A 17,525-nucleotide genomic window follows, 5' to 3' on the forward strand; every position below is an offset into this window, starting at 1 on the left:
CTTACTTGAACTGCTTGAGGAAGCGCAGGTCGTTTTCGAAGAAGGCACGCAGGTCGTTGACCCCGTAACGCAGCATGGTCAGGCGCTCAACGCCCATGCCGAAGGCAAAGCCGGAGTATTTTTCCGGATCGATGCCGACCGAACGCAGTACATTCGGGTGCACCATGCCGCAGCCCAGCACTTCCAGCCACTTGCCGTTCTTGCCCATCACGTCCACTTCAGCGCTCGGCTCGGTGAACGGGAAATAGGAAGGACGGAAGCGAATGGTCAGGTCTTCCTCGAAGTAGTTGCGCAGGAAGTCGTGCAGAATGCCCTTCAGCTCGGTAAAGCTGGCATGCTCGTCAACCAGCAGACCTTCAACCTGATGGAACATCGGGGTGTGGGTCATGTCGTAGTCGTTACGATAGACGCGGCCCGGTGCAATGATGCGGATCGGCGGCTGTTGCTGCTGCATGGTGCGGATCTGCACACCGGAGGTGTGGGTACGCAGCATCAGGTCAGGATTGAAGTAAAAGGTATCGTGATCGGTACGCGCCGGGTGATGAGCCGGAATGTTCAGCGCATCGAAGTTGTGGAAGCCATCTTCAATCTCGGGGCCACGGGCAACCTTGAAGCCCATCTCGCCAAACAGGCGCTCGATGCGCTCGATGGTGCGGGTTACAGGATGCAGACCGCCATTCTCGATGCGGCGACCCGGCAGGCTGACGTCGATGGTCTCGGCTGCCAGCTTCTGGTTCAGCACGGCAACTTCGAGCGCTTCACGACGCTCGTTCAGCGCATCCTGAACCTGTTGTTTTGCCTGGTTGATCACAGCGCCCGCGGCGGGACGCTCTTCGGCAGACAAGGCACCCAGGCCCTTCATCTGCTCGGTAAAAAAGCCCTTTTTACCCAGATATTTGACCCGGATTTCGTCGAGGGTCGCGATATCGCTCACGCCCTCTATTTCGGCTCTGGCTTGGCCGACTACTTCTTCAAGCTGTTGCATGTCTTCCTCGTCACCACTCCCGGTACAGGAGCCTTTAGGCTAAATAAGGTCAAGAGGGGAATAATACAAAAAAAGCCCCTTCGCTGACCATAGCTAAGGTGGGCTTTTCTCCCTACAAATCATTTTGTTATATCAAGCGAGTCTCATCTGTTCACCGCCACTTCTGAAATACTAGAACAAACACGTAGTTTGTTGGCATATAAACCCATTTGTAGAACAGGTCATCTCGCACATATCGCCTTGTGTGGAGAAAACTGTAGCGCGTGTAAAACAGTGGACAGAATATGGATGGGAGAAAGGGAAAAGTAATGTGAAACCGTGAATGACAAACGCAAAAAAGGAGGCCTGAGCCTCCTTTTAGCGTTTATAACAGAACTGGATTAAACCAGAGCTGCTTTAGCTTTTTCAACCAGGGCGGTGAAAGCCATTTTGTCGTGAACGGCGATATCGGACAGGATCTTGCGATCGATCTCGATAGAAGCCTTCTTCAGACCGTTGATCAGACGGCTGTAGGACAGACCGTTCTGACGGGCTGCAGCGTTGATACGCGCAATCCACAGCTGACGGAACTGACGCTTTTTCTGGCGACGGTCACGGTAGGCATACTGACCAGCTTTGGTTACCGCTTGTACCGCTACGCGGTAAACACGGGAACGGGCGCCGTAGTAACCTTTGGCGGCTTTCATTACTTTCTTGTGACGAGCTCGAGCAGTCACACCACGTTTAACTCTTGGCATTTTTCACATCCCCCCTTATGCGTACGGCAGACAAGCGACAACACGTTTGTGGTCGGCAGCAGAAACCATGAATTTCGGTCCCAGCTGACGCTTACGCTTGCTGCTCTTCTTGGTCAGGATGTGACGCAGGTGGTTGTGCTTGCACTTGAAGCGACCCGAGCCAGTCTTTTTGAAGCGCTTTGCAGCACCCCGGTTGGTTTTCATCTTCGGCATTTCATACTCCGCATTGTGAGTGACAACAAAATCGCAAGGCGAACCGACTTATGGGGCTTGCCCCATGAGTCAATTTCTTGTGGGCCTTAAGATTTCTTCTTAGGTGCGAGAACCATCACAGCTTGACGGCCTTCGACTTTCGGGAACGACTCGACTACGGCCAACTCTTCCAGATCGTTCTTGACGCGCTCCAGAACCTTGATACCAAGATCCTGGTGGGCCATTTCACGACCACGGAAGCGCAGGGTGACCTTAGCCTTGTCCCCGTCTTCCAGAAAGCGAACCAGGTTGCGTAGTTTTACCTGATAGTCGCCTTCGTCAGTGCCAGGACGGAATTTGATTTCCTTGACCTGGACGACTTTCTGCTTTTTCTTCTGTTCTTTGGTTGTTTTGCTCTTTTCGTAGAGGAATTTGCCGTAATCCATGATCCGGCAAACGGGCGGCTCAGCATTTGGACTGATCTCTACCAGATCAACTCCGGCCTCTGCGGCCAAGTTCAGAGCATCCTGAATGGAGGTGATGCCAATGGCTTCACCATCCAGACCAGTCAGACGAACTTCTTTCAGACGGATCTCTTCATTGATCCGGTGAGCGCGGGCTTGCGGTTGCTTGCCCAGTTTTTTTCCGCCTTTTATAGCTTATTCCTCCACTTTCTTTTGTCCGCGGGTCTGAACTTCCTGGGTCAACAGAGCGATAAACTCTTCAACAGGATAAGTGCCCAGGTCAGCCCCTTTACGAGTCCGTACTGCAATCTTACCGGCTTCAACTTCTTTATCGCCGCAGACCAGCATGAAAGGTACTCGCTTCAAAGTATGCTCGCGGATTTTAAAGCCAATCTTCTCATTTCTCAAGTCCGCTTTTGCGCGAAGGCCCGCATCATTCAATGCTTTGGCTACTTTCACCGCATAATCGGCCTGATTGTCCGTGATATTCATGACCACAGCCTGAGTCGGTGCCAACCAGGTCGGGAACAGACCGGCGTACTCTTCAGTCAGGATACCGATGAAGCGCTCGATAGAACCCAGGATGGCCCGGTGGATCATCACGGGTACGTGGCGATCGTTATTTTCGCCCACATAAGTGGCACCCAGACGACCAGGCAGGGCAAAGTCGAGCTGCACGGTACCACATTGCCACGCACGATCAAGGCAATCGTGCAGGGTAAATTCAATTTTGGGACCGTAGAACGCCCCTTCACCCGGCTGCAGATCGTACTTCAGACCGTTGAGTTCCAGCGCTTCGGCCAGGGCTTTCTCGGCACGATCCCACATCTCGTCGGAGCCGATACGCTGCTCGGGACGAGTGGAGAGCTTGACCACGATGTTCTCGAAGCCAAAGGTACCGTAAACGTCATAGACCATACGAATACAGCCGGAGACCTCTTCCATGATCTGCTCTTCGGTACAGAAGATGTGAGCGTCATCCTGAGTGAAGCCGCGCACCCGCATCAGACCGTGCAGGGAACCGGACGGCTCGTTGCGGTGGCAGGAACCAAACTCGGCCATACGCAGCGGCAGATCGCGGTAGGACTTCAGACCCTGGTTGAAGATCTGGACGTGACCCGGGCAGTTCATCGGCTTGATGGCGTACTCGCGGTTTTCAGACTGGGTGGTGAACATGGCCTGGGCATACTTCTCCCAGTGACCTGAACGCTCCCACAGGACGCGGTCCATCATGAACGGACCTTTCACTTCCTGATAGTCGTACTCTTTGAGCTTGCCGCGGATAAAGGTTTCCAGCTCACGGAAGATGGTCCAGCCATCGTTGTGCCAGAACACCATACCGGGTGCTTCTTCCTGCATGTGATACAGGTCGAGCTGCTTGCCGATCTTGCGGTGGTCGCGCTTGGCGGCCTCTTCCAGGCGCTGCAGATAGGCCTTGAGCTGCTTCTTGTCAGCCCAGGCGGTACCGTAGATACGCTGCAGCATCTTGTTGTTGGAATCGCCGCGCCAGTAGGCGCCGGACATCTTCAGCAACTTGAAGTGGTGGCAGTGACGCATGTTGGGCACGTGCGGGCCGCGACACATGTCGATGTACTCTTCGTGATGATAGAGACCTGGCTGGTCATCACGGGCAATGTTCTGATCTAGGATTTCGACTTTGTATGACTCGCCGCGCGCCTCGAATACATCGCGCGCTTCTTGCCAGGAGACTTTCTTCTTGATGACGTCGTAATCCTTGGCTACCAGCGCCAGCATGCGCTCTTCCAGGGCAGCCAGATCTTCATCGGTCAGGGTACGGTCAAGATCAACGTCATAGTAGAAGCCGTTGTCGATGACAGGACCGATGGCCATCTTGGTCTGGGGCCAGAGTTGCTTGATAGCATGACCCAGCAAGTGGGCGCAGGAGTGGCGCAGGATGTCCAGACCTTCTTCGTCTTTGGCGGTGATGATGGCCAGCGAGGCATCGGCTTCGATCAGCTCGCACGCATCCACCAGTTCACCGTTTACCCGACCGGCAATGCACGCCTTGGCGAGACCGGGACCGATGTCCGCAGCCACATCCATGACGGAAACAGAGTGGGCAAATTGACGTTGGCTGCCGTCAGGCAGAGTAATGATTGGCATTATGTGTTTCCTTATACAGTGGTGACCCCTACCAAAGGTCACATGCGGGATGGAAAAGAGATTCAAATAAGGTGATGTTCTGGTTCTCCACAGCACTTTGCGAAGACGGCCTGACACGCAAACAGCGTGTCTAACGTGACAAACCAAGCCAAAACGGCTCCATGCTACCAGAAGTTGGGCGTGCTGTATCGGATTTGCAGATATTTTCTACAGTCAAATGAGTCGCCTGCCGACTATTCACCAAGCAGGGATTGCCAGTTGAAGTCAAAGTCACTGCTCCCCTCCTCGGCCAGCGCCAGCTCTTGAAGCACCTGAAGCGCCAGCTTGTTGCCCTTTTGTGCCGCCTGATAGAGCCACTGTTTCGCCTGAGGCAGATCGACCCTGCCGCTGACCCCCATCAGATGAAGGACGCCGACTTTCAGCATGGCTGGGACATCACCATTGCGGGCAGCCTGATCCATCCAGTGAAAGGCTTGGCGCAGATCCCGCGTCACCCCCGCCCCCCGCAAATAGGCATCCGCCAACCGGTACTGGCCAAAGGGATCGCCCGCTTGCGCCGACTGACGATAGAGCATGATGGCCTGGTTCATATCCTGCTCGCTCCCCTGCCCCACTTCATGACTCCAGCCCATCAAGGCTTGCGCCCGGGGTTGCCCCTGCGCCGCCAGTGGCGACCAGATCCGGGTCGCCTCATCGAAGTGACCGGTACGCCAGGCACGGTTGGCGGCAGCCATCTCCTGCTCGTTGGAGAGCGGAAGCAGACGCCAGATAACGAGGGCAAGCAGACAGATAAACAGCCAGCGGGAAGTGGTGGGGCTCATGATGATTTCCGTGATCCAGTTCTCATTTCGTCTATGTAAACGAAATGTAACGCCGCGATCAAGCAAGAGATCCCTGCGACAACCCTTTTTGCACCCGGTCTATCAGCAGTAGTTGTCATTTATCCGGGGCTCCTGCAAAATAACTGTATATATAAACAGTACTGGTGCGCACCATGGCAGGACGAGGCAGCCCCCACAATATCGATCACCGTTTTAGCGGCCCCCTTGTCGAAGCGGTCGATGATGGCTGGCAATCGTCCGATTGGGATGCCGCCTTCACCCCCTCTGTGCCTGGCACCGAGGTGCGGGAGATCGATGCACGCAGCATCATCAGCTACAACAGCTCGCCGGATGTCCCCTTTGGTCGCTCCATCAACCCCTATCAGGGGTGCGAACACGGCTGCATCTACTGCTATGCCAGACCCAGCCATGCCTATCTGGAGCTCTCCCCCGGCCTCGATTTCGAGAGCAAGCTGTTTGCCAAACGCAATGCAGCCGACCTGCTGCGCCGGGAGTTTGCCAAACCGGCCTATCAGCCACAGACCATCTTCATTGGCGCCAATACCGACCCCTATCAACCCATCGAGCTGCGCTATCGCCTCACCCGGCAGTTGCTGGAAGTGATGCTGGCCCACCGCCACCCGGTCGGGCTCATTACCAAGAGCGCCATGATCTTGCGCGACCTCGATCTGTTGACCGAGCTGGCCAGAGAGGGACTGTGTCAGGTGATGGTGTCGGTGACGACCTTGAACGAAACCCTGCGCCGACAGCTGGAGCCCCGCGCCAGCACAGGTGCAGGCCGCTTGAAAGTGATCGAGAAGCTGGCCAACGCTGGCGTGCAGGTGGGGGTACTGGCCGCCCCCATGATCCCGCGGCTCAATGAACCGGAGCTGGAGCAGATCATCAAATCGGCCGCCGAGGCTGGCGCCAGTTGCGCCGATTACATCCTGCTGCGCCTGCCCCACGAGCTGGCGCCGCTATTTGGGGACTGGCTCGATACCCACTATCCGGGCCAGAAGGAGGCTATTTTGAATCAGTTGCGAGCCAGCCGCGGTGGCGGGCTCAACAGTACCGCCTTCGGCACCCGCATGCGCGGTGAGGGGCATTTTGCCGATCTGCTGGCCCAGCGCTTTCGCCTCATCAGCAAGCGCCTTGATCTGGGCAAACGCCATATTCAGCTCAGGCTGGATGGGTTTATCCGCCCCGGGGAGCAGCTGTCGCTCTTCTAATCCCCCCTTTTACGTCCTGCATACATCAGATGCACAACCCTTGCCTGCCAAGAGGTTGAGAGGAAGACCTGCTGCGACACATCCTGTGGAAACCCCGCTTTTCAGAATTTTCCAACGAAGTAGCCATGTCGCCACAAGAAAGCGCTACCCGGTAAAGAGAGGGCTAACGCCTTAGCCTGCGCGCAGATCCCGCCCCTGCTGCACCATTTCAACCGGTAGTCGCGAGGGTTCATGAGCCACTTCGTGCTCATCCTCTTCATACTGCGGCACCTCTGATTCGCCCCATACCCGGCTCCACCAAATTTCCCACGTGATCCAACTGGTCATATGCAGCTCCTGACGGTGAAGGTGATGGCAACAACGCACCACTCGCCCGGCAGGATAGCGACTGGGAATGACAGGGAAATGACAAAAAAATCACTTGTAAAAAGGCAACTGGCGGTGGCGAGGAAAAGCCGAAACAGTTCACATATTCGGCGAAATCATCCTGAAAGCGGTCACAAATCTGCAGGTTGTGGATTGCAGCTCACTCTGTTCCCGCCAAAGCTGGCTTGCCCATTCAGGCATCAATAAAAACAGGGACACAATAATGAAACACACAGCGGGAATATGGGCGATCGCAGGCATGCTGATCGCCCCCTTGGCGCACGCCGACGTCATACTTCACGCCTTCAACTGGAAGTACAGTGAAGTGACCGCCAAAGCCGACCTTATCAAGTCGGCCGGTTACAAACAGGTACTCATCTCGCCGCCTCTCAAGTCATCAGGCAACGAGTGGTGGGCTCGTTACCAGCCGCAGGATCTGCGTCTTGTCGACTCCCCTCTTGGCAACAAGCAGGATCTCGAGCAGCTGATCGCCGCCATGAAGGCGCGGGGCATCGCCGTCTACGCCGATGTGGTGCTCAACCACATGGCCAACGAAAGCTGGAAACGCCAGGACCTCAGCTATCCCGGCAACGAGCTGCTGCAAAGCTACGCCAGCAACCCGGCCTATTTCGAGCGCCAGAAACTGTTTGGCGATCTGGGGCAAAACTTCCTCTCCGGTCAGGATTTTCATCCCGAAGGGTGCATCAGCGACTGGAGCGATCCGGGTCATGTCCAGTATTGGCGACTCTGTGGTGGCGCCAGTGACAAGGGGCTGGCGGATCTGGATCCCAACAACTGGGTAGTGAGTCAGCAACAGGCCTACCTCAAAGCACTCAAGGGGATGGGGATCAAGGGTTTTCGGGTCGATGCGGTCAAACACATGAGCGATTACCAGATCAATGCTGTGTTCACCCCCGAGATCAAACAGGGGATGCACGTGTTTGGCGAGGTGATCACCACTGGGGGGGCAGGCAGCACCGATTACGAGCGCTTCCTCAAACCCTACCTCGACAGCAGCGGCCAGGGAGCCTATGACTTTCCGTTGTTTGCCTCCCTGCGCGGCGCCTTCAGTTACGGTGGCAGCATGAACCTGCTGGCGGATCCGGGCGCCTACGGTCAGGCACTACCGGGCAGTCGCGCCGTCACCTTTGCCGTGACCCACGACATCCCCACCAACGACGGCTTCCGCTATCAGATCTTAAGCCAGACTGACGAGAAGCTGGCCTATGCCTACCTGCTCGGCCGCGATGGTGGCTCGCCGCTGATCTACTCCGATCACGGCGAGACCCAGGCCAAGGATGGACTGCGCTGGCAGGATTACTACCAGCGCGCCGATCTCAAGGGGATGATCCGCTTCCACAATGCGGTGCAGGGTCAACCCATGCAGCTGGTCGGCAGTGGCGACTGCTTCGTGCTGTTCAAACGTGGCAAACAGGGGCTGGTCGGCATCAACAAGTGCGACTATGAGCAGGAGTACTGGCTCGATACCGCCAGGTTCGAGATGAACTGGTATCGCAACTATCGGGACGTGCTCGACCAAGGGGCCGTAGTCAACGTGCAGAGCCAGTGGGTACGGGTCGCCATTCCTGCGCGCAGCGCCAGAATGTGGCTGCAGGAGTGATCCAGCCGTAAGAGCAGCGTAAAGTCATAAAAAGCAGACAAATAAAAAGAGCGACCACCAGGGTCGCTCTTTTTGCTCAGAGACGTTGCTCGGGTAACTGGTGACGATTACTCGTCGCCCGCTTCCCCAGCATCGACCGCATCAGTGCCGGTCGCGGTATCGGTACCTTCAGATACCTCACCGTCAACGGCCAGAGCGTCGTTCTCGTCTTCGTCGCTCTCGGCGATGCGCTGCAGGCCAACCACGGTCTCGTCTTCACCGGTACGGATCAGACGGACACCGCCGGTGTTACGGCCAATGACACTCACCTCGGCAACACGGGTACGCACCAGAGTACCGCCGTTGGTGATCAGCATGATCTGGTCGGTATCTTCGACCTGGATCGCATCGATCACCTTGCCATTACGCTCATCCACCTTGATGGAGATAACGCCCTGGGTACCACGGCTCTTGGTCGGGTATTCGGCCAACGCAGTCCGCTTGCCGTAACCGTTCTCGGTGGCGGTGAGGATGGCACCTTCGCCGCGCGGAACGATGAGGGAAACCACCTTGTCACCGGCGCCCAGCTTGATGCCACGGACACCGGCTGCGGTACGACCCATGGGACGCACACCCTTGAAGGTACCCTTGCTTTCGGTGCCTTCGCCGTTGTCGCTGCCATCATCGTCGTTGCCGGCATCGTCGTCGGTTTCAACGTCATCGCTGACATCGGCATCAGTGCGACCGCTGCCTTCCGCGAAGCGAACGACTTTGCCCGCGTCGGAGAAGAGCATGATCTCGTTGCTGCCATCGGTGATATCCACCCCGATCAGCTCATCACCCTCTTTGAGGTTGATGGCACGAATACCGGAGGAGAGCGGACGGCTGAAGTCGGAGAGGCTGGTCTTCTTCACGGTACCGTTGGCGGTGGCGAAGAACACATACTTCTCGGCGTCATATTCCTTCACCGGCAAGATAGCGGTGATACGCTCACCCTCTTCCAGCGGCAGCAGGTTGATGATCGGACGACCACGGGCGCCACGGGACGCTTCCGGCAGCTGGTAAACCTTGAGCCAGTAGACCTTGCCACGGGTGGAGAAGCACAGAATGGTGTCGTGGGTGTTGGCCACCAGCAGACGCTCCACAAAGTCCTCTTCCTTGATCCGGGTGGCCGACTTGCCACGACCGCCGCGGCGCTGGGCCTCGTAGTCGGAGAGCGGCTGATACTTCACATAGCCCTGGTGAGACAGGGTAACCACCACATCTTCCGGGGTGATCAGATCTTCGATGTTGATCTCGGCACTGGACATGCTGATCTCGGTGCGACGCTCGTCGCCATACTGCTCGCGCACAGCCAGCAGTTCATCGCGGATCACTTCCATCAGACGAGCCGGGCTCGCCAGGATGTGCAGCAGCTCGGCGATCAGATCCAGCAGAGATTGGTACTCTTCCAGGATCTTCTCGTGCTCGAGGCCGGTCAGCTTGTGCAGACGCAGGTCAAGGATGGCCTGGGCTTGCTGTTCGGTCAGGAAGTATTGACCTTCACGGATACCGAACTCGGGCTCCAGCCACTCTGGCCGTGCCGCGTCGTCGCCCGCTTTTTCCAGCATGGCGGCCACGTTGCCGAGTTCCCAGCCCTTGGCAACCAGGCCCGCTTTCGCGTCGGCCGGGGTCGCGCTGTGGCGGATCAGCTCGATGATGGGATCGATGTTGGCCAGCGCAACCGCCAGACCTTCCAAAATGTGCGCCCGATCCCGCGCCTTGCGCAATTCGAACACGGTCCGGCGAGTCACCACTTCACGGCGGTGCAGCAGGAACGCATCCAGGATCTCTTTAAGGTTCATCACCTTGGGCTGGTTGTTATCGAGCGCCACCATGTTGATGCCGAATGTGGTCTGCATCTGGGTGTGCTTGTAGAGATTGTTCAGCACAATCTCGCCGGACTCACCGCGCTTGATCTCGATAACGATGCGCATGCCGTCTTTGTCAGACTCATCGCGCAGGGCACTGATGCCCTCGATCTTCTTCTCTTTGACCAGCTCGGCGATCTTCTCGATCAGTCGAGCCTTGTTCACCTGATAGGGGATCTCGTGAACGATGATGGTCTCGCGACTGGTCTTCTCGTCCACTTCCACTTCAGCTTTGGCCCGCACATAGATGGAGCCACGACCGGTACGGTACGCCTGCACGATGCCGGAACGACCGTTGATAATGCCGCCGGTGGGGAAATCCGGGCCGGTGATGTAGGTCATCAGCTCGTCAATGGTGAGGTCACCGTTTTCGATCAGCGCCAGGCAGCCATTGACAATCTCGGTGAGGTTGTGAGGCGGAATGTTGGTCGCCATGCCCACCGCGATACCGGAGGAGCCGTTGACCAGCAGGTTGGGAACCTTGGTAGGCATGACAGCCGGGATCATCTCGGTGCCGTCATAGTTCGGCACCCAGTCCACGGTCTCTTTGTCCAGATCAGCCAGCAGCTCGTGGGAGATGCGGGCCATCCGCACTTCGGTGTAACGCATGGCCGCGGCGCTGTCGCCGTCGACTGAACCGAAGTTGCCCTGACCATCGACCAGCATGTAACGCATGGAGAAATCCTGCGCCATCCGGACAATGGTGTCATACACAGCGATATCGCCGTGCGGGTGATATTTACCGATTACGTCACCGACCACACGGGCCGATTTTTTATAGGGCTTGTTCCAGTCGTTCCCCAACTCGTTCATAGCAAACAGAACGCGGCGGTGAACCGGTTTCAAGCCATCACGCACATCCGGCAGAGCTCGTCCTACGATCACGCTCATGGCGTAATCAAGATAGGAACTCTTGAGCTCTTCTTCGATGTTGACCGGCGTGATCTCTCTGGCCAGATCGCTCATAGAAAGCCTTATCCCTAATTAGTTGTTCTTTGGCTTAAACAGCGCGACATGGTAACACACTGAGCCAAATACCTTAAGCCACAAATCGGGTATCAGATCGGGCTGGTGTGACAAAGTCCGTCCGTTATAATGCCCGCCAGGACAATAGATTGCGCCCATGACTCAGAAGCGGGCGCCCTGCCACAGGATCTTCGAAAAATGAACAGTGATGCCAATGTCGATCTGACAGAAATCGCCAAGTTTGAAGCCATCGCCTCCCGCTGGTGGGACATGGAGGGTGAATTCAAACCCCTGCATCAAATCAATCCGGTACGCCTTGACTGGATCACCGACAAAAGTGGCGGCCTGTTTGGCAAGCGCATTCTCGATATCGGATGTGGTGGCGGCATCCTCTCCGAGAGCATGGCCCGCCGTGGCGCCAAGGTCACCGGCATCGACATGGGCAAGGAACCCCTCGGCGTCGCCCGCCTGCACGCCCTTGAGCAGGGTGTTGAGCTCGAATATCGCCAGATCACCGCCGAAGCCCATGCCGCCGAAGTGCCGGGCCAGTATGACGTGGTCACCTGCATGGAGATGCTGGAGCATGTGCCGGACCCCGCCTCTGTGTTGCGCGCCATCGCGACTCTGGTACGCCCGGGCGGCCGGGTGTTTGTCTCCACCATCAACCGCAACCCCAAATCCTATCTGATGATGATCATCGGGGCCGAATACCTGATGAAGATGGTGCCCAAGGGTACCCACGATCACAAAAAATTCATCACCCCGGCCGAACTGTGTCGCATGGGGGAAGCAGCTGGCCTGCTGGTGCGGGATATGAGCGGCGTCCACTACACCCCCCTCACCAACCAGTTCAAGCTCGGCAAAAATGTCGACGTCAACTATATGGTGGAGTTTGTCCGCCCGGAGCACGGTTGATGAGTGCCTCTCACCCTCTGCCCCTGCGCGGTGTGCTGTTCGATCTGGACGGCACCCTGCTCGACACCGCCCCGGATCTGGGGGCCGCCGTCAACCATGTACTGATCAGCGAAGGCTTTGCGCCGCTCTCTGACGACATTATTCGTCAGACCACCTCCCACGGAGCGCTCGGGCTGCTGAAAGCGGGCCTCGGCGATGAACTGCTCGAAGAGCTGGGGGCCACGCGCCTGCGCAATGCCCTACTCGACTACTACGCGGCCAATCTCTGCGTCGGTACCCGCCCCTATGAGGGAATGGTGGATCTAATCGAGTGGCTCGACGAGAAACAGCTCCCCTGGGGCATCGTCACCAACAAGCCGGGCTTTCTCACCAAACCGCTGCTGGCAGCCCTGCCAGAGCTTGCCAGTTGCGGCGTGACGGTCAGTGCCGATACCCTGCCGGTACGCAAGCCCGACCCCGCCCCCATGTTCTTTGCCTGTGAGAAGCTGGGGGTCGAGGCGGCTCACTGCCTCTATGTGGGGGATCATGTGCGGGACATCGAAGCGGGCCGCAATGCTGGCATGCGTACGGCCGTCGCTGGCTGGGGCTATCTCAATGATGAGGAAGATCCCGCCCAGTGGGGCGCCGACCTGCACTTTGATACCGTGCAAGCCCTGCACCACTGGCTGCGCTATGAGTTGACGGCCAAAGCGTAACGCGCAGCCTTACCGGCAGATATGCGATAACGGGGCGAAGAGACTCTTCGCCCCTTGCATCTCTTCCTTTACGCTCCCGCGTCCTGCGCCACCATCACGCCTCTATTCATGGATAATAAAGGCAGCTTTCTGCCTGTTGGATACCCATTTGACAAGCTCGCAGCCGTCACAAAGCGGCCACAAACCACCGTCATCTGATGCAAAGCCCTTGCCACGCTGAGCCCGCGGCTGCGACAACTGGACAGCTTTTGACCCTTGTTGCATAAGGGATAATCAGCCGCCGTTTGCTAGTAAAAAGCCCCCCGTTTCGCAAGCAAAAAAAGTTATTTAAATTTTCCATCTTCGATCGGGAGACTTGCATTTAGCGGAGCGGACGAATGAAAACCCGCTCACTGTGAGCGGTCACTAACTGATGGGGCAAGACTCACAATTTATCCACAGCTCGTCACTTATCCACACATTGCAATGGCGGGCTGACCTCACTATCTTGTAGCTCGAACTTAAAATAACACTACATCTTGTGATTCATCGCACAATCTCTACCCAACCCCCGCACACCGCCGGGGCCAGGGTGGCACCATTGTGCGATGGTTTTTCGGGAATCAACTGAAGGTCATCAGCCAATGAACTTGTTTGTGACGAAGCGTAACGGACACAAAGAACCCATCGATCTGGATAAAATTCACCGCGTGCTGGACTGGGCCGCCGAAGGGCTCGACAACGTGTCGGTCTCCCAGGTAGAGCTCAAATCCCACATCCAGTTCTATGACGGTATCCGTACCGCCGACATTCACGAAACCATCATCAAGGCGACGGCTGACCTCATCTCCGAGCAGACCCCTGACTACCAGTACATGGCCGCCCGTCTGGCCATCTTCCACCTGCGCAAGAAGGCCTACGGCCAGTTCGAACCGCCCCACCTCTACCAGCACGTGGCTCGTCTGGTGGACATGGGCAAGTACGACAAGCACCTGCTGGAAGACTACACCCAGGCCGAATTCGAAGAGCTGAACACCCATCTGGATCACTGGCGCGACATGGATTTCTCCTACGCGGCAGTCAAACAGCTGGAAGGCAAGTATCTGGTCCAGAACCGCGTCACCGGCGAGATCTACGAGAGCCCGCAGTTCCTCTATATGCTGGTTGCGGCCTGCCTCTTCTCCAAGTATCCGAAAGATACCCGGCTGGACTACATCAAGCGCTTCTATAATGCGGTCTCGACCTTCAAGATCTCCCTGCCGACCCCAATCATGAGCGGCGTGCGCACCCCGACCCGTCAGTTCAGCTCCTGCGTGCTGATCGAGTGCGACGACAGTCTGGATTCCATCAACGCCACCGCCAGCTCCATCGTGCGTTACGTTTCCCAGCGCGCCGGTATCGGCATCAACGCCGGTCGCATCCGCGGTCTGGGCAGCCCCATCCGTGGCGGCGAAGCGTTCCACACCGGTTGCATCCCCTTCTACAAATACTTCCAGACCGCCGTGAAGTGCTGCTCCCAGGGCGGCGTGCGCGGCGGTGCGGCCACTCTGTTCTACCCGCTGTGGCACACCGAAGTGGAAAGCCTGCTGGTGCTGAAGAACAACCGCGGCGTGGAAGAGAACCGTGTTCGTCACATGGACTACGGCGTGCAGATCAACAAGCTGATGTACCAGCGTCTCATCAAGGGCGGTGACATCACACTGTTCTCCCCGTCCGATGCGCCGGGTCTGTACGATGCCTTCTTTGCCGATCAGGACAAGTTCGAAGCGCTCTACGTCAAGTACGAGCAGGATCCGGCCATTCGCAAGAAGACCCTGAAAGCGGTAGACCTCTTCTCCCTGATGATGCAGGAGCGTGCCGGTACCGGTCGCATCTACATCCAGAACGTGGATCACTGCAACACCCACAGCCCGTTCGACCCGAGCGTGGCGCCGGTACGCCAGTCCAACCTCTGCCTCGAAATTGCGCTGCCGACCAAGCCGCTCAACAACATCGACGACGAGAGTGGCGAGATCGCCCTGTGCACCCTCTCCGCCTTCAACCTCGGTGCCATCGAGAAGCTGGAAGACCTGGAGGAGATGGCCGATCTGGCCGTGCGTGCCCTCGACGCCCTGCTCGACTATCAGGACTACCCGATTGCCGCCGCCAAGAAGGGCAGCATGGGTCGTCGCACCCTGGGGATCGGCGTCATCAACTACGCCTACTACCTGGCCAAAAACGGTGCCCGTTACTCCGACGGCTCCGGTCTGGCCCTGACTCACCGTACCTTCGAGGCCATTCAGTACTATCTGCTGAAAGCCTCCGTGCAGCTGGCCCGCGAGTTCGGCCCCTGCCCGCTGTTTGGCGAGACCACCTATGCCCAGGGCATCCTGCCCATCGACACCTACAAGAAGGATCTGGATGCGCTGTGCAACGAGCCGCTGCATCTGAATTGGGAAAGCCTGCGTGAAGAGATCAAGTCCGTGGGCTTGCGCAACTCTACCCTGACCGCCCTGATGCCGAGCGAGACCTCCAGCCAGATCTCCAACGCTACCAACGGCATCGAGCCGCCGCGCGGTCTGGTGTCGGTCAAGGCCTCCAAAGACGGCATTCTCAAACAGGTGGTGCCCGAGTATGATCGCCTGAAAGATCAATACGAATTGCTCTGGAAGCAACCGAGCGTTGACGGCTACCTGCAGCTGGTCGGTATCATGCAGAAGTTTGTGGATCAGGCGATCTCCGCCAACACCAACTACGACCCTGCCCGTTTCGAAGGCAACAAGGTCCCGATGAAACAGCTGCTCAAGGACTTGCTGACCGCCTACAAATACGGCCTCAAGACCCTGTACTATCACAACACCCGTGATGGTGCAGACGATGCCCAGACCGACCTGCAAGATGACGGTTGTGCTGGCGGGGCTTGCAAAATCTAAGTCACGGCAAGAACTGATAACCGGGCGGGAGCATGAAGCTCCCGCACTCCTGTTTTCTCTATTCACATATTCTGGTAACCATGGCCTATTCAACTTTCTGCCAAACCCAAAACGACCAGCTCAAAGAGCCGATGTTTTTTGGCCAATCGGTCAACGTAGCCCGTTATGATCAACAAAAGCACGAAGTGTTCGAGCGGCTGATCGAGAAGCAGCTCTCCTTCTTCTGGCGCCCGGAAGAGGTGGATGTCTCCCGTGATCGCATCGACTATCAGGCCCTGCCGCCGCACGAGCAGCACATCTTCATCTCCAACCTGAAGTACCAGACTCTGCTGGACTCCATTCAGGGCCGCAGCCCCAACGTGGCCCTGCTGCCGCTGGTCTCCATTCCGGAGCTGGAAACCTGGATTGAGACCTGGGCCTTCTCCGAGACCATCCACTCTCGCTCCTACACCCATATCATCCGCAATATCGTCAACACCCCCGCCCAGGTGTTCGACGACATCGTGACCAACGAGCAGATCTTGAAGCGCGCCGGCTCCATCAGCCACTTCTACGACGACCTGATCGAAGCGACCGCCCTCTACAACCTGCATGGTGAAGGGACCCACACTGTCGCGGGCCGCAAAGTGACCATCACATTGCGCGAGCTCAAGAAGAAGCTCTATCTGTGCTTGATGAGTGTCAACGCTCTGGAAGCGATCCGCTTCTATGTCAGCTTCGCCTGCTCCTTTGCCTTCGCCGAGCGAGAGTTGATGGAAGGCAACGCCAAGATCATCAAGATGATCGCCCGCGACGAAGCGCTGCACCTCACCGGCACCCAGCACATGCTGAACCTGATGCGTACCGGCCAGGATGACCCGGAGATGGCCGAGATCGCCGCCGAGTGCGAACAGGCCTGCTTCGAGATCTTCAAAGAAGCGGCCATTCAGGAGAAAGAGTGGGCCGAGTACCTGTTCCAGGACGGCTCCATGATCGGCTTGAACAAGGACATCCTCTGCCAGTACGTGGAGTACATCACCAACCTGCGCATGAGTGCGGTCGGCCTGCAGCCAGCCTTTGCTGGCACCAAGCAAAACCCGATCCCCTGGATCAACACCTGGCTGTCATCCGACAACGTGCAGGTCGCCCCGCAAGAGGTAGAGGTCAGCTCCTATCTGGTCGGTCAGATCGACAGCGAAGTCAATGCCGACGACCTGGGTGATTTCGAGCTGTGAGTGACGCCACCAACACGCAGACCCCTGCCCCGCACGCACCTGCCGAACAGCATGCGGTCGTGGCACCACGGGTACATACCCGGGATGGTGCCGTGCTGCACGCCCATCCCGGCGAAAGCGTGTTGGAGACCCTGGAGCGCCACGGTCATCATGTGGAATTCCAGTGTCGCAGCGGCTATTGCGGCGCCTGCCGCACTCCGCTGATGGCTGGCAAGGTGCACTATCCTGCGGTGCCGCTGGCATTCGTCGCCCAAGGGGAGTGCCTCCCCTGCTGCTGCAAACCGGTCGGCGCCATCCGGCTGGATATCCAGAAGAGCTGACGCAGCCACAGACTGGCAACTCGCACAAAATAGAAAGCCGCCGGAGCAATCCGGCAGCTTTTTTTGTCTCTTCACATTGCCTGGGCGCCCGATGAC

At 57.5% G+C, this 17,525-nt stretch carries 15 protein-coding genes; 7 read left to right on the forward strand and 8 right to left on the reverse strand.

What is annotated here, in order from left to right; translation table 11 throughout:
• Position 1: 1 nt before the first annotated feature.
• The 6 genes from pheS to AB5Y73_RS10425 form a co-directional block, all read right to left on the reverse strand.
• Positions 2–985, reverse strand: coding sequence for a phenylalanine--tRNA ligase subunit alpha (pheS, locus tag AB5Y73_RS10400; RefSeq protein WP_005351972.1), 984 nt, complete (start codon positions 983–985; stop codon positions 2–4).
• Between the two features lie 380 nt (positions 986–1,365).
• On the reverse strand, positions 1,366–1,722 hold the full coding sequence (gene rplT / locus AB5Y73_RS10405) for a 50S ribosomal protein L20 (RefSeq protein WP_005336687.1): 357 nt from the start codon (positions 1,720–1,722) through the stop codon (positions 1,366–1,368).
• 15 nt (positions 1,723–1,737) lie between these two features.
• Positions 1,738–1,935, reverse strand: coding sequence for a 50S ribosomal protein L35 (rpmI, locus tag AB5Y73_RS10410; protein ID WP_005336688.1), 198 nt, complete (start codon positions 1,933–1,935; stop codon positions 1,738–1,740).
• Positions 1,936–2,021: 86 nt separating this feature from the next.
• Positions 2,022–2,552 carry a translation initiation factor IF-3 gene (gene infC, locus AB5Y73_RS10415; RefSeq protein WP_196783562.1) on the reverse strand — a complete coding sequence of 177 codons (531 nt, stop codon included), beginning with the start codon at positions 2,550–2,552 and terminating at the stop codon, positions 2,022–2,024.
• 21 nt (positions 2,553–2,573) lie between these two features.
• Entirely contained in the window at positions 2,574–4,502 is a 1,929-nt protein-coding gene (gene thrS / locus AB5Y73_RS10420; protein ID WP_064336042.1) for a threonine--tRNA ligase, read from the reverse strand.
• Positions 4,503–4,735: 233 nt separating this feature from the next.
• Positions 4,736–5,323, reverse strand: coding sequence for a tetratricopeptide repeat protein (locus tag AB5Y73_RS10425; protein ID WP_181294867.1), 588 nt, complete (start codon positions 5,321–5,323; stop codon positions 4,736–4,738).
• 173 nt (positions 5,324–5,496) lie between these two features.
• Between AB5Y73_RS10425 and AB5Y73_RS10430 the strand changes: the two genes are divergently transcribed.
• Entirely contained in the window at positions 5,497–6,552 is a 1,056-nt protein-coding gene (locus AB5Y73_RS10430) for a PA0069 family radical SAM protein (protein WP_107683001.1), read from the forward strand.
• 171 nt (positions 6,553–6,723) lie between these two features.
• Here the strand turns inward: AB5Y73_RS10430 and AB5Y73_RS10435 are convergent, their stop codons facing one another.
• Entirely contained in the window at positions 6,724–6,879 is a 156-nt protein-coding gene (locus tag AB5Y73_RS10435) for a hypothetical protein (protein WP_181294868.1), read from the reverse strand.
• A 262-nt stretch (positions 6,880–7,141) separates the two neighbouring features.
• Between AB5Y73_RS10435 and AB5Y73_RS10440 the strand changes: the two genes are divergently transcribed.
• The gene (locus tag AB5Y73_RS10440; RefSeq protein ID WP_279499628.1) at positions 7,142–8,539 is read left to right on the forward strand and encodes an alpha-amylase family protein; all 1,398 of its coding nucleotides are present in this window, start codon (positions 7,142–7,144) and stop codon (positions 8,537–8,539) included.
• 107 nt (positions 8,540–8,646) lie between these two features.
• Here the strand turns inward: AB5Y73_RS10440 and gyrA are convergent, their stop codons facing one another.
• On the reverse strand, positions 8,647–11,394 hold the full coding sequence (gene gyrA / locus AB5Y73_RS10445; protein ID WP_047434960.1) for a DNA topoisomerase (ATP-hydrolyzing) subunit A: 2,748 nt from the start codon (positions 11,392–11,394) through the stop codon (positions 8,647–8,649).
• A gap of 198 nt (positions 11,395–11,592) precedes the next feature.
• On the opposite strand from gyrA, the gene ubiG reads away from it, so the two are divergent.
• The 5 genes from ubiG to yfaE all read left to right on the forward strand — a co-directional run bounded on the left by ubiG (position 11,593) and on the right by yfaE (position 17,429).
• Positions 11,593–12,309 carry a bifunctional 2-polyprenyl-6-hydroxyphenol methylase/3-demethylubiquinol 3-O-methyltransferase UbiG gene (gene ubiG, locus AB5Y73_RS10450; RefSeq protein WP_021230071.1) on the forward strand — a complete coding sequence of 239 codons (717 nt, stop codon included), beginning with the start codon at positions 11,593–11,595 and terminating at the stop codon, positions 12,307–12,309.
• Complete coding sequence (locus AB5Y73_RS10455; RefSeq protein WP_107683003.1) at positions 12,309–13,004, forward strand: HAD family hydrolase; 696 nt, start codon at positions 12,309–12,311, stop codon at positions 13,002–13,004. The genes ubiG and AB5Y73_RS10455 overlap by 1 nt, the downstream gene beginning before the upstream one ends.
• A 623-nt stretch (positions 13,005–13,627) precedes the next feature.
• A complete protein-coding gene (gene nrdA, locus AB5Y73_RS10460) occupies positions 13,628–15,895 on the forward strand; it encodes a class 1a ribonucleoside-diphosphate reductase subunit alpha (RefSeq protein ID WP_181294870.1) in 2,268 nt (755 codons plus the stop codon).
• An 80-nt stretch (positions 15,896–15,975) separates the two neighbouring features.
• Positions 15,976–17,109, forward strand: coding sequence for a class Ia ribonucleoside-diphosphate reductase subunit beta (gene nrdB / locus AB5Y73_RS10465; protein ID WP_107683134.1), 1,134 nt, complete (start codon positions 15,976–15,978; stop codon positions 17,107–17,109).
• The gene (yfaE, locus tag AB5Y73_RS10470; RefSeq protein ID WP_162519675.1) at positions 17,106–17,429 is read left to right on the forward strand and encodes a class I ribonucleotide reductase maintenance protein YfaE; all 324 of its coding nucleotides are present in this window, start codon (positions 17,106–17,108) and stop codon (positions 17,427–17,429) included. Before nrdB ends, yfaE begins: the two co-directional genes overlap by 4 nt.
• The last annotated feature ends 96 nt before the right edge of the window (positions 17,430–17,525 follow it).

This window comes from Aeromonas sp. s7(2024) (assembly GCF_040907825.1).
In the GTDB taxonomy this organism is placed as follows: domain Bacteria; phylum Pseudomonadota; class Gammaproteobacteria; order Enterobacterales; family Aeromonadaceae; genus Aeromonas; species Aeromonas veronii.

Bases quoted from the DNA above. Each gene is read 5' to 3' on its own strand.
- gyrA (WP_047434960.1), bottom strand. From the start codon at position 11,394: ATGAGCGATCTGGCCAGAGAGATCACGCCGGTCAACATCGAAGAAGAG.
- nrdA (WP_181294870.1), top strand. From the start codon at position 13,628: ATGAACTTGTTTGTGACGAAGCGTAACGGACACAAAGAACCCATCGAT.
- AB5Y73_RS10455 (WP_107683003.1), top strand. From the start codon at position 12,309: ATGAGTGCCTCTCACCCTCTGCCCCTGCGCGGTGTGCTGTTCGATCTG.
- rplT (WP_005336687.1), bottom strand. From the start codon at position 1,722: ATGCCAAGAGTTAAACGTGGTGTGACTGCTCGAGCTCGTCACAAGAAA.
- rpmI (WP_005336688.1), bottom strand. From the start codon at position 1,935: ATGCCGAAGATGAAAACCAACCGGGGTGCTGCAAAGCGCTTCAAAAAG.
- AB5Y73_RS10435 (WP_181294868.1), bottom strand. From the start codon at position 6,879: ATGACCAGTTGGATCACGTGGGAAATTTGGTGGAGCCGGGTATGGGGC.
- AB5Y73_RS10430 (WP_107683001.1), top strand. From the start codon at position 5,497: ATGGCAGGACGAGGCAGCCCCCACAATATCGATCACCGTTTTAGCGGC.
- AB5Y73_RS10425 (WP_181294867.1), bottom strand. From the start codon at position 5,323: ATGAGCCCCACCACTTCCCGCTGGCTGTTTATCTGTCTGCTTGCCCTC.
- ubiG (WP_021230071.1), top strand. From the start codon at position 11,593: ATGAACAGTGATGCCAATGTCGATCTGACAGAAATCGCCAAGTTTGAA.
- thrS (WP_064336042.1), bottom strand. From the start codon at position 4,502: ATGCCAATCATTACTCTGCCTGACGGCAGCCAACGTCAATTTGCCCAC.
- nrdB (WP_107683134.1), top strand. From the start codon at position 15,976: ATGGCCTATTCAACTTTCTGCCAAACCCAAAACGACCAGCTCAAAGAG.
- pheS (WP_005351972.1), bottom strand. From the start codon at position 985: ATGCAACAGCTTGAAGAAGTAGTCGGCCAAGCCAGAGCCGAAATAGAG.
- AB5Y73_RS10440 (WP_279499628.1), top strand. From the start codon at position 7,142: ATGAAACACACAGCGGGAATATGGGCGATCGCAGGCATGCTGATCGCC.